Source organism: Acinetobacter sp. ANC 4648 (assembly GCF_002135345.1).
In the GTDB taxonomy this organism is placed as follows: domain Bacteria; phylum Pseudomonadota; class Gammaproteobacteria; order Pseudomonadales; family Moraxellaceae; genus Acinetobacter.
Window position 1 is genome coordinate 73,839 of the sequence record NZ_NEGI01000004.1, and the last position, 11,830, is coordinate 85,668.

An 11,830-nucleotide genomic window follows, 5' to 3' on the forward strand; every position below is an offset into this window, starting at 1 on the left:
ATTGGTATTATACGAAATAGCCCTCACTTGAGGGTTATTGTAAATAATACTTTTTCACTTGCTCATCGATTCACCACCTGTTTTCACCCATATATCAAATTGATATAAACGCATTTATTTAAGTATTACGTATAAGCGATTTTATGTTAATTTTAGGATAACTAATAAATAATGACGATTTTTTCTTAACAGAAAAATTGGTAGTTGGTTTAATTAAATCCAAAAAATTTAATAATGGGTTAATTAAAATGACTTATTAAATTAGACCATTACAGTTTTTTTAGTTTTTAGGATCAATAATGAATAGTACTCTTAGAATAATATTTACCGTCAGTATAGTCTCCAACTTGGGAGCATGTGTTGGCAATATGAATCCAACAGGCGGCAATAGTAAGCCTGATTATCCCTATTACTTCACTACAAAACCAGTCATTGTAAAAAAGATCGCTGTACCTATCGGCACAAAACTAGAATATGAAGAACAGTATTTTAAATCAGGTCAGCAAAATTCATTACTGAATGAAAAAAAACTAATTAGCATTTCCTTCCCAAAAAATCAATCAATGAATTGGGCTGGCGTGCCAATTGGCTCTATTAACAAATATTTTAACTCAGAAATGAAAGGCTTCTCCGTTTATGCACGTTTCAAGCAACTAACAAGCGATAAGCAAACACGCTTTTCTCGGCTTTGGCAAGAATGCGATGATAACTTAGGCATTAGTGTTAAAAATACCGATGACTGGTCATTTAATCTTAATAATATCAACAATATCGATAGCTGTAGTGTTAACTATCAACGCTATTTTAAAAATAATTTACCACAACAAGATTACCTAGATCAGCTATACCAAGAAATGCAAAAAGCAGGAAAAGTGAAATGATTCGAGAAGTCAGGCCATAGTTACAAGTGATTTATTCTTTCTTAAAACTAAAATTTTTCCGTCAATCGTAGGCCATCCTATATAATAGAAAATTCAAATAAAATAATAGTAAAAACAGTACCTTAGTAATATTCTTTGCTTTCGCATAAACTGTATTATGTTAGCCTTAGAGAAACTTAAATATATTGACTCCAAACTTCACAAGAGTATTGGATTTAAATGGAATGTGAGTTTATACAATGGATACTCATTAAAATATTAAAAAAGGTAATTAAATGCTCGATTTGATAAAATTTTTCCCTGAAGATGAAATTACTACTGGTATATTGCTAGATGGCGAATATGAACAATTCAATTTAAATCTAATAGATTGAGCTAAAAAAATTATATTGCCCAATAGAAGCATACTGCGAAAAACTCATTAAAAAATAAAGAAGTTTCAGCTTTTATAAAAAATTATGAAAATGCTCGGCGTCATGTAAAGGTGATTGGAATATATACGATTATTCCTAAAGAGGCCACTATTCATAAAATGACTTAATTTCTGAAGATAATAAAGATTTTTTATTACTGAATCTTTTATTTTTATTACTGAAAATGAAAAAACGTTCATTACAAATAAGTTATTTAATAAAATTTAGAAGCCTTACGGAAGAACTTACCCTATTTTTTATTTCGATAAAAACAGAATAGATAAATTTTATTTATATCTATTAGATAGGGTAGAAGGAATTTCAAATTGGAAAATAACAGGCAAAGATTTACAAAGTATTTTAAATCTTTAAAAATTACCTTTAATTTAACATAACGGTCATCACCCAAAGTATAAATTTATTAAAATTAATCATTTAAGATTATTTTTGAATTTATACAAAGTGTGTTACGTTAATTTTAAAAAATCTTAACTACCTTTTACCGTGTTAAAAACTTTATATGCTGCTTTTATCCGCTCTTCATTTGGGATTCTTTTATTCATTAACATAACCAACCCAAACCTTTTTTCAGGAATGAAGAAAACATAAGTTCCGAAACCATTCGTAGAGCCAGTTTTATGAAAAACTTTAGATTTTGGCTGAGTAGTCTCCTTTACAACGGGATTCGATTGCATAACGACTCTTTCAGAATTGCTCTCTTGCAAAATTTCTAAAGTAGTCGGATAAGAAAAAGTTTCCCACCCAAGTGCCTGTGTCATGTTCTCAAGCTTAAAATACCCTTGGTGCGTTTCTAAAATAGCTTTCTTTATATCTGAACTATTTTTATCTACATCCAGATTTAAATTTAAAAACCTAAGCATATCTGGAAGTGTAGATTTAACTCCATATGCTTGAGCATCTAATGCGCCTGGATTAACCCGAATAAGGTTATTCTCTTGATCATGACCAAAAGCGTAGTGCTCTCTTTGTTCCTCTGGAACATTCACATACGTATTTTTTAAATCAAGTCTTGGAAAAATTATCTGCTCTAACAATGATGTGAAAGGAACTTTCATCGATCTTGCAGTTAACTCACCAAACAATCCGATACTTGGATTTGAATATTGACGATATTTACCAGGAGGATTCTTTATATGCCAATTTTGGAAGTATTCTAAAACTTGCTCATCTGTTTTAACATAATCTGGAAATTGTAAAGGTAAATTACCACTTGTATAGGTTGCTAATTCCAGCAAACTAACTTCGTCGATTTCCGATTTTTTTAAAGCAGACCAATATTTACTTGGGTGATCATTAAAAGACAGTTTTCCTTGAGTCTTAGCGTAAGCACCTGCGGTTGCAGTAAAAATTTTGCTAACAGAACCTAACTCAAAGATAGTCCGATTATCCACTTTTTTGTTATTATCACTATTAGATTGAATGCCATAATATTGTTCGTAGTTTTTTCCCTTATAGATGACGCCTATTGCCATCCCTGCCACGCCATACTGTTCCATAAGTGGCTTAAATGACTGATTAACAGCAGCTTCAATATTTTTTTTATTTTCATCTATTTCATATGCATTTGAATGAACGCTACACCCTATAACCAAGGTAATGATACCACTTTTAAATATTTTTTGGGTTTTAGACAACATTCCTTTACTTATCCTCAATAATATAAGCAACTATTTTCTCACGTATTTAGCATATCTTCTGTAATAAATATTTTATTTAGCTCTTATTTAACATAAGGTAAAACTAATTCACCCTGCTCTTGCTCTAATATTTTCAGTTTAGAACAAGGCTGCATTAAAACTAGTCCCGCACGTATTGTTCCTGATGTGCCTTCTTCCACCTACTCTGGTTTTGAACATTACTTTTTACATTGACCCAGCAGCATGTGGTTTTGAGCTCTACACGATGATGAAACCTAAGCAAGTGCTAAAAAGGTTTTTATCATCGTAAACTAGTTACCTATGTGATCATGATTTAGATTATGAAGTTCAGCACTTTAATGTTAGAAAGTTTTTAATTGCCTAATCTTTGAGATCTACAGCGAATACAAGAAGAATTGCTAATTATTATTCAGTAAGATCAATCAAATCTGTTGGTAGAAATAGCCTAATCATTCCACTGAATGAATGCTTCTTTAAGCTCTTGAGCTACTGGTTTGCATAAATTAATTCAACTTATAATGGTTCGCATTAATAAATTAGGTAATAACTACAGGGTTGTAATTTGATAACGATTATACTCCAAGCATAGTTTTTTACCTTTTTACCTTTTTACCTTTTTACCACGTACCAAGGCCACCAAAAATCTTAATTAAAATTCTGTGCTGGCTCAAGAAAAAATCGAGACACTAATTTTTAGTAGATTTAAATTATTTTTTTCATACTTGATGTCAAATACATTGAATATGCGTCTAAAATCTTCTATTTTTTCTAAATATTTTAGTTTTTCTCTGATAATGATTTTGTATACAGCTAGATATTTCTTGATTTTCGAGAAGTAGACTTTTTCATCTATAAAATAATTCCCATAAAAAACCTCCCGAAAGAGGTTCTAGTGTGTTGTTATATATTTTTTTTAAATATTAACTATAGCCGCCAGAGCATCAATCCAGTCTGATATCCTGCACCTAATGTCCATAAAACAACAATATCACCTGATTTTATCAACCCTTTTTTCAGCCTACTTTCATATGCGATAAATAAGCTATTTGCTCCTGTATATCCATATACATCACCAATATATTCAATTTTTTCCCACGGAATGTTCTTTTTTTCTTGAAGAATATCAATATTCAACTTCGTAAATTGTGAAAGTAAAAAGCATGAGATATCGTCTAATTTCAAGTTGTTTTTTTCTAACAACTCATCAAGTGCAATTGCTGCAAACTCAACGCTTTCAATACCACTAAAGGTAGCCCAATGGATTTTTTCATTTACAGTCTCGGAACAGGAAAAGCCTTTTGGAGGTAAAACAATTGTATCGTTAAAGCTGCTATCTGTCTGGTAAACACGATCGATCATTCCTGATTCTGAATCATCCCAAACCTTTTCAAGTATAATTGCAGCTGCTGCATCCCCAACAATGATTGATGGTATTGGTGTATTTTCACTCCCTATTTTACTTAGCTGATCAGCGCCTATAACCAAAGCACGCTTATACGACTCTTTAGATTGCAACAAAACTGCTGCTTGTTCTAATGCTAAAAACATTCCTAAACAATTTGCATTGATATCAAAACAAACACATTCTTTTTTTAATTTTAGAGCTGAATGTAGCCACATTGCATTAGTAGGAGATAAATATTCTAATGTCGTTGAGGCAAAAATAATAATGTCGATATCACCATCAATAATATTATGATTTTTTAATACTTTTTTTGAAGCATTAATTGCCATTGTTAGAGCATTTTCTTCATTTCCAACAATAACATATCTCTTGTCACGCCCAACTTTGTCCAATATACCTTTCACTTTATCATTATGTTCAAACCGTTTCAGATAATATTCATTATCACGAATTGTTTTAGGGTGATATATATCGACAGCAGCAATTTTTAAGGAATCTTTTCTTTGTTCATTGGTTCTATATATATTATTCATTATGGATTTTACTACTTTTATAAATTTAAACTTATTTATAACTCAGTATGATTACTAAAAAAATTCAGACTGGGTTATAAATAAGTTTAAATTTAAATGTTTTTGGTAACTGTTTAGAGCCTATTAGTAATTAATTAAAATAACAGTAGCATTATTTTAATATCTTATTATTTATATTTTATACATATAATAAGTACTCTTTGATGAGTTTATAAATAGAAGTATTTCTTGAACTTTAATAAACAGCTCAATCAAGTGATATCGTAGGTACTCTCCCTTCCCCACATATAAAAATATAAATGTACATTAAACTAGTACACAAAATAAGTAGATTCATGAACGAATATAGCCATTTATCATTGTATTGGCCCACTGACAGCTTGTGATAGTTCAGAAAACACCCGTAAATCAGACTCGAGTATTCACTCTGACAAAGCTTTTTTTCTAAAAATTATTAATGAATATAACTCTATTATTCAGACGTACACAGCTCCAATGCATAATTTTGCACAAATTTCCCAACACCTTTACCAAATACAGATTTCGCTTCACTTGTAATTAAAAAAGCAATTCCGACTACTCTTGTAAAGTAATTTCATTACAGATCCTATTCTTTTTGATACACCGTTAAATCGATATGCATATTGAAATACGATTTTACCTTTTGAATATATGCGTACAGATAGTGATCCCTATCAGCAATGACTTCTTTTTTTCCCCTAGGTTTACCATTCTTAGATTTTTAACCACGACTCATTTAAAGCCATATCACCACCCAATGAGTACGATATAATCCTCCGACTCTTACACAAGTCGAAATTTGGTACACAGTTATGTACACACTTTTACTTGTAACATGACAAAGCCAGTTAAACTTTGAAATATTTAGACCATATTGAAAACAAATTTTACCTGTACTTTCAGTATGTAATATACCATCCATGGTTCCTTTATGAACTTTGAAAAATTTTAAGGAAAGTTAAAATATGAAACCGATCATCTTCTTTGATATGGATGGTACTCTACTTGATTTAGCCTTTGACGATTTAATTTGGAATCACAAGCTTCCTGAACGCCATGCATCTACACATCAATATTCACCAACAAAAAGCCAAGATATTTTGCAAACCTTCTACCAAGAACATAAACATACCTTGTCTTGGTATTCATCCAAATATTGGACGTCTAAAGTGGGCGTTGATGTATTACAATTACAATATGAACATAAAGAAAAAATCGCACCTCGTACTGGCTGTTTTGAACTTTTAACAACGCTGCAACAGCAAGGTTATCGTTGTTGGTTACTCACCAATGCAGATAAGGCTGGTTTGCAGTTAAAGCTTGAAAATGTCGATTTAAGCCCTTATTTTGAAGTAATAATCAGTAGTGAAGATATTGGCTATTCCAAAGAATTTGTTGAATTTTGGCAAATTCTTCAGCAAAAATATCCTTTTGATGCTGAAGCTACAGTTCTAGTCGATGACACCACCCCAGTTCTACAAGGTGCTGAAAAATTTGGTATTGCAAATTTAGTGACTATTTTACAACCCTCTAGTAGTAAAGTCGCTCGAAATGCGCTAGAACTTGAATATCCTGCAATTCAAGATTTAACCGAACTTTTAACCTATTTAGATTCAATTCAACTCAAGGAAATCAATGTCAAAACAGCTTGAACAACAGCCCATTGAATCTATGCGTGTAGACAAATGGCTTTGGGCTGCCCGGTTTTTTAAAACCCGCTCTATCGCCAAAGATGCAATAGACGGTGGTAAAGTGCATCACCTTGGTGAACGTGTCAAAGTATCCAAAGAGATTCGTGTCGGCATGGAGCTTACCCTTCGACAGGGTTTTGATCAAAAGACCATTGTTATTAAGGCGCTTTCTAGCGTACGTGGCGGTGCCCCAATGGCTCAGCAACTGTATGCAGAAACTGAAGCCAGTATCACACGACGAGAGTTGCTTTCTACACAAAGAAAATTGCATAATCTTGCCCGACCTGAGCATCGACCAAGTAAAAAAGATCGAAGAGACATCAGCAAGTTTAAACAAGAAAATGGTCAACAATGGTCTGCTCTAGATGATGCTTCACAATAGAGTCGTTAGTGCGACAAGTTTTGTCGTACTAACTTAAACAAGCATAGAACAGAAATATTTTTTCTGTCACTATAACTGCTGTGGACAAAGACTGAATGAAAGACATCCACCTAAGTTACTAGTGATATTACATCGTTTTGAGGTTGATAAGATGGATGACAACAAAAGCAAAGCGCTAAACGCCGCTCTGAGCCAAATTGAAAAACAATTTGGTAAAAACACTGTGATGCGTTTAGGTGACAATACCGTTCTTGCGGTTGAAGCTGTGTCTACAGGTTCGCTAACGCTTGATATTGCACTCGGTATTGGTGGTTTACCTAAAGGTCGTATTGTTGAGATTTACGGCCCTGAATCTTCAGGTAAAACCACAATGACTTTGCAAGCCATTGCACAATGTCAAAAAGCTGGTGGTACCTGTGCATTTATTGATGCTGAACATGCTTTAGATCCACAATATGCCCGTAAATTGGGTGTGGATTTAGACAACCTACTTGTTTCTCAGCCAGATAATGGTGAACAAGCACTTGAAATTGCAGATATGCTGGTACGTTCTGGTGCAGTTGACATGATTGTTGTCGATTCCGTTGCCGCACTAACTCCACGTGCTGAAATTGAAGGTGAAATGGGTGATTCACACATGGGACTACAAGCCCGTTTAATGAGTCAAGCCTTACGTAAAATCACAGGTAATGCTAAACGTTCGAACTGTATGGTTATCTTCATCAACCAAATTCGTATGAAAATTGGCGTGATGTTCGGTAGCCCTGAAACCACAACAGGTGGTAATGCGCTTAAATTTTACGCTTCTGTTCGCCTAGACATTCGTCGTATTGGTCAGGTCAAAGAAGGTGATGAAATTGTCGGTTCAGAGACCCGTGTTAAAGTCGTAAAAAATAAAATGGCGCCTCCATTCAAAGAAGCATTGTTCCAAATTTTATATGGCAAAGGCGTTAACCAACTTGGTGAGCTCGTTGATCTTGCTGTTGCACAAGAATTCGTGCAAAAAGCCGGTGCTTGGTATTCATATCAAGGCAGTAAAATTGGTCAAGGTAAAAACAATGTGATTCGCCATTTAGAGGAAAATCCTCAAATTGCGCAAGAGCTCGATAAACTCATTCGTGAAAAATTATTAACACCTATCACAGCATCTATTGAAGAAAAAGACGAAGAAGAACCAGATCTTTTAGATGCTTAAATCTCATTAAGAATAAAAAACGCCTTTCGAGGCGTTTTTTATATGTTGGATTTCTTATTTTACTATTCAAAAGTTTTCAATCATCCATCACTACTCAAAATCTAAAAATTGCTAAAAAACTCGTCGTCAGGAATAAATACACATATCTCATAAAAATATATATATTTCACTACTTTCAAGTATCAACAAAAACTACACCAATGGAAAAATCTATTGACTCACAATATATCGTTAGTAACCACAGCCATTCAAAGCACGCTAAAAAAACAACTTTCAACTCACTATGAACAAATAAAACAGACCTATTCCATGAGGTACGTTAAAATAGCGCAACATTTTAAGACAACAGTGATTTGAAAATTAGTCCAATGGAAAATTCAAAATTCCCAAAATTACTGAATTACACGACACTTAAACAGCAATTCAATGAATCCTATTCAGAGCTAAGCCCGCCTACCCCCCAAGAAGAAAGATTAACTTCTCTTCATAATGAGAATAGACTGTCTTTTGATGATCAATTACAACAGAAACAATCACCTGGGCTAACAGGAACTCGCCTACGATCATATGCCTTTGCAGTACTGACACGTAAGGAATACTCCAAAGTCGACCTTATTGAAAAATTAGCACGCTATGCTCAAAATAAAGATGAGGTGGTTGAGCTTGTCGAAGAACTTGCGAAAGAAAACTACCAAAGTGATCAGCGTGTTGCCGAAATGTTATTACGCAGTCAAATTCGTAAAGGTAAAGGCCCAAATAGTGTGAAAATGGCATTGCGTGCCAAAAACCTAGACAAAACACTGGTGCATGAAGATATTCAAGAGATTGATTGGTATGAGCAAGCTTATCAGCTAAAAGTTAAAAAATATGGCGTTGAAGTCGCTAAAGATCCTAAAATAAAAGCCAAGCAAATTCGATTTTTACAGCACAGAGGGTTTGAAATGGATGCGATTATGAAAGCAATTGTACAAAGAGATGATGATTAAAATAGAATACAAAAAATTATAATTATAAATTTGGTGGCAGCCCTGCTAGCAAAACTCCGGCACATCATAGTTCTGATACCGTTGCTACCTTCCGGTCCTGGCGGGGTTCTCAGAGTACAATTGCGAAGCCACCAGCAGGGCCACCATTACAAGAACAGAGTATAGAGAGTTTTTAATTTCTTGCAAGCCTGTATTTGCTATTTAAGCAAGCTGTTCATTCATTTGATTATTTCATCATCAAAAATGTTTGGTTTTTTGATCATATTAAAAATAACCCTTATATTTAGAGCACCCTACACCCTATCTCCATCATTTCTACAAAAATGCTAGAAGATTGTAAAAGTCACTTGCAATTCATTGATGAGCCGTTTTAAATGATCCAATATCAATATTTTTTTCAAAAAACTATTATTTTAAAATAATAGTTTTTGTTCGAAACCGCTTTTACGAGATGGGTACACAATTATGCTCAAACAGCATGCTCTTTTTTCACTAGCATTACTTAGTTCAGCATCACTCTATGCGATTCCCATTGAATCTAGAGGTTTAAGTGACTCCAATGCAAATAATCCAGCAATGAATATCCCCGCACCGATTACAGGTAATATGAATTGGGATTTAATTCAAAAAAATCAACAATTAGAAAGTCAAGTTCGAGAGTTACGTGGAAAAATTGAAGAACAAGACCATGCTATTGATCAACTCAACAAAGAGCTGACCAATCGCTATACCGATCTAGATCAACGTTTAGAGCTACTCCAACAAAAAATTGATCCTGAAGAAGTACAGCCTGAAGCTGCTACACAAACCCCTGAAACAGCGCAAGCGACATCAGAGATAGTAGCAACCCCACCTCGACCAACAACAAATCAACAACAGAATACTCAGCAGTCGATTAATAACAAACCAATCAGTACACCTGATGACCAAGAAAAAGCCGCATACACTATTGCTCTTGATGCCTACAAAAAAGGCGGTGCAAAACAAGCCATTGCACCAATGCAAAACTTTATTAAAAATAATCCTAACAGTGCCTATACGGGTAATGCTTATTTTTGGTTAGCAGAATTCAATCTTGCTATCGAACCACCTAATTACACAGAAGCCAAAAAAAATTATGAAATTGTTGCAGCAAAATTTCCAAACTCTATAAAAGCACCGCGTGCCTTATATCAACTCTACAGCATCGCTAAAGATGTTAACAAGAATATGCAAACTGCAAATGTTTATAAAAACAAATTACTAACCACCTATCCAAAATCAGAAGAAGCTGGATACTTTAAAAAGATCTAAATCAAAATTTTCTTCTTTTTATTGAAAAAAAAGACATCATCAGATGTCTTTTTTTTCAATATTAATATTAACGTAAAAAGTTAGCGCACGATTCCACGCTTTGAAGCTTCCAATGAATCAATTAATAATTGAACTTCAGCAACTTCAGGTAAAATCTCTGCTCGAATCTGCTGAATGGCTTGCACCGTAGTCAAATTAGATTTATAAATTAGCTTAAATGCCTCTCTTAAACCCTGAATAACATTCTTCGACCAACCTTTACGTCGCATACCCTCAATGTTCATACCAAATGCATGTGCTGGATTCCCAGAAACCATAACATAAGCAGGAACATCTTTCAGGATAAGCGAGGCACCACCAATCATACTGTATGAATCGATACGACAAAATTGATGAATACCTGAGTTACCGCCAACAATTACATAATTACCAATACGAACATGTCCAGCAATACCGACATTATTGGCAAAAATATTATGATCACCCACCACACAATCATGCGCAAGATGCGTATTAACCATCAACAGGTTATGACTACCGAGCTTGGTCAAGCTCTGGTCTTGTATAGTGCCACGATGTAGACTGCAATGTTCACGAATTTGGTTATGATCACCAATTTCAAGCCAAGTTTCTTCACCTTGATATTTTAAATCTTGACAAACCTCACCAATACTCGCGAACTGAAATATCTCATTATGTTCGCCAATACGGGTAAATCCACCAACAACAACATGTGAATGTAGTTTAGTTCCTGCACCAATAGTGACCTTTGGACCAATAATTGAATAGGGTCCAATACGTACGTCAGGTGCAATAATTGCAGTTGGATCAATAATTGCTGTTGGATGAATTAAATCTTGATTACTCATGCCTGCTCTAATTTCTGATGAGAAATGATAATTTCAGCGGTTGCTGCTACTATGCCGTCTACACTAGCAGTACATAAATATTTGTAAATGCCACGTTTTTGCATAAGTAACTCAGATTTTAACACGAGTTGATCACCTGGCACGACTTGTTTTTTAAAACGTATTTTTTCAGCACCTGCAAAAAGAAACAAAGACCCCGCTCGTGGTTTCTCATCATTCATGATAAAACCCAGCACGCCAGATACTTGCGCCATCGCTTCAACAATTAAAACGCCCGGCATAATCGGGTAACCCGGAAAATGACCTTGCATAAATTCTTCATTAATTGAAACGTTTTTATACCCAACAATTCCATTCTCGGTAACTTCTGTTACACGATCTACAAGCAAAAATGGATAACGATGCGGTAAATACTCACGTATCGTTTGAGTTTGCATAGGTAATTCAGGAACCGAAAAAGGTAGAGATTTTGACTCAGTCAT

General features: G+C 34.2%; 10 protein-coding genes and 1 other RNA gene. 6 read left to right on the forward strand and 5 right to left on the reverse strand.

What is annotated here, in order from left to right:
- The first annotated feature begins 299 nt into the window (after nt 1-299).
- Nucleotides 300-881 (forward strand): hypothetical protein, encoded by a 582-nt coding sequence (locus B9T27_RS08110; protein ID WP_086206341.1) that lies wholly within the window; start codon nt 300-302, stop codon nt 879-881.
- A gap of 901 nt (nt 882-1,782) precedes the next feature.
- Here B9T27_RS08110 and ampC read toward each other — a convergent pair.
- The gene (gene ampC, locus B9T27_RS08115; RefSeq protein WP_086206342.1) at nt 1,783-2,952 is read right to left on the reverse strand and encodes a class C beta-lactamase; all 1,170 of its coding nucleotides are present in this window, start codon (nt 2,950-2,952) and stop codon (nt 1,783-1,785) included.
- A 945-nt stretch (nt 2,953-3,897) separates the two neighbouring features.
- Nucleotides 3,898-4,911, reverse strand: a complete 1,014-nt coding sequence (locus tag B9T27_RS08120) for a 3-oxoacyl-[acyl-carrier-protein] synthase III C-terminal domain-containing protein (RefSeq protein WP_086206343.1) — start codon at nt 4,909-4,911, stop codon at nt 3,898-3,900.
- A 986-nt stretch (nt 4,912-5,897) separates the two neighbouring features.
- Here B9T27_RS08120 and B9T27_RS08125 point away from each other — a divergent pair.
- The 4 genes from B9T27_RS08125 (at nt 5,898) to B9T27_RS08140 (ending at nt 9,186) form a co-directional block, all read left to right on the forward strand.
- Complete coding sequence (locus B9T27_RS08125; protein WP_086206344.1) at nt 5,898-6,584, forward strand: HAD-IA family hydrolase; 687 nt, start codon at nt 5,898-5,900, stop codon at nt 6,582-6,584.
- A complete protein-coding gene (locus B9T27_RS08130) occupies nt 6,568-7,005 on the forward strand; it encodes an RNA-binding S4 domain-containing protein (protein WP_086206345.1) in 438 nt (145 codons plus the stop codon). Before B9T27_RS08125 ends, B9T27_RS08130 begins: the two co-directional genes overlap by 17 nt.
- Nucleotides 7,006-7,156: 151 nt before the next feature.
- Nucleotides 7,157-8,200 carry a recombinase RecA gene (gene recA, locus B9T27_RS08135; protein WP_086206346.1) on the forward strand — a complete coding sequence of 348 codons (1,044 nt, stop codon included), beginning with the start codon at nt 7,157-7,159 and terminating at the stop codon, nt 8,198-8,200.
- Between the two features lie 368 nt (nt 8,201-8,568).
- Nucleotides 8,569-9,186, forward strand: a complete 618-nt coding sequence (locus tag B9T27_RS08140) for a regulatory protein RecX (RefSeq protein ID WP_086206347.1) — start codon at nt 8,569-8,571, stop codon at nt 9,184-9,186.
- A 40-nt stretch (nt 9,187-9,226) separates the two neighbouring features.
- On the opposite strand, the gene ffs is transcribed toward B9T27_RS08140, so the two are convergent.
- Nucleotides 9,227-9,323: signal recognition particle sRNA small type (gene ffs / locus B9T27_RS08145), an RNA gene on the reverse strand.
- Nucleotides 9,324-9,651: 328 nt separating this feature from the next.
- On the opposite strand from ffs, the gene B9T27_RS08150 reads away from it, so the two are divergent.
- On the forward strand, nt 9,652-10,479 hold the full coding sequence (locus tag B9T27_RS08150; protein ID WP_086206348.1) for a YbgF trimerization domain-containing protein: 828 nt from the start codon (nt 9,652-9,654) through the stop codon (nt 10,477-10,479).
- An 80-nt stretch (nt 10,480-10,559) separates the two neighbouring features.
- On the opposite strand, the gene lpxA is transcribed toward B9T27_RS08150, so the two are convergent.
- Complete coding sequence (gene lpxA, locus B9T27_RS08155) at nt 10,560-11,348, reverse strand: acyl-ACP--UDP-N-acetylglucosamine O-acyltransferase (protein ID WP_086206349.1); 789 nt, start codon at nt 11,346-11,348, stop codon at nt 10,560-10,562.
- Nucleotides 11,345-11,830 (reverse strand): 3-hydroxyacyl-ACP dehydratase FabZ, encoded by a 486-nt coding sequence (gene fabZ / locus B9T27_RS08160; protein ID WP_086206350.1) that lies wholly within the window; start codon nt 11,828-11,830, stop codon nt 11,345-11,347. The genes lpxA and fabZ overlap by 4 nt, the downstream gene beginning before the upstream one ends.

Bases quoted from the DNA above. Each gene is read 5' to 3' on its own strand.
- B9T27_RS08110 (WP_086206341.1), top strand. From the start codon at position 300: ATGAATAGTACTCTTAGAATAATATTTACCGTCAGTATAGTCTCCAAC.
- ampC (WP_086206342.1), bottom strand. From the start codon at position 2,952: ATGTTGTCTAAAACCCAAAAAATATTTAAAAGTGGTATCATTACCTTG.
- B9T27_RS08120 (WP_086206343.1), bottom strand. From the start codon at position 4,911: ATGAATAATATATATAGAACCAATGAACAAAGAAAAGATTCCTTAAAA.
- B9T27_RS08125 (WP_086206344.1), top strand. From the start codon at position 5,898: ATGAAACCGATCATCTTCTTTGATATGGATGGTACTCTACTTGATTTA.
- B9T27_RS08130 (WP_086206345.1), top strand. From the start codon at position 6,568: ATGTCAAAACAGCTTGAACAACAGCCCATTGAATCTATGCGTGTAGAC.
- recA (WP_086206346.1), top strand. From the start codon at position 7,157: ATGGATGACAACAAAAGCAAAGCGCTAAACGCCGCTCTGAGCCAAATT.
- B9T27_RS08140 (WP_086206347.1), top strand. From the start codon at position 8,569: ATGGAAAATTCAAAATTCCCAAAATTACTGAATTACACGACACTTAAA.
- B9T27_RS08150 (WP_086206348.1), top strand. From the start codon at position 9,652: ATGCTCAAACAGCATGCTCTTTTTTCACTAGCATTACTTAGTTCAGCA.
- lpxA (WP_086206349.1), bottom strand. From the start codon at position 11,348: ATGAGTAATCAAGATTTAATTCATCCAACAGCAATTATTGATCCAACT.
- fabZ (WP_086206350.1), bottom strand. From the start codon at position 11,830: ATGACTGAGTCAAAATCTCTACCTTTTTCGGTTCCTGAATTACCTATG.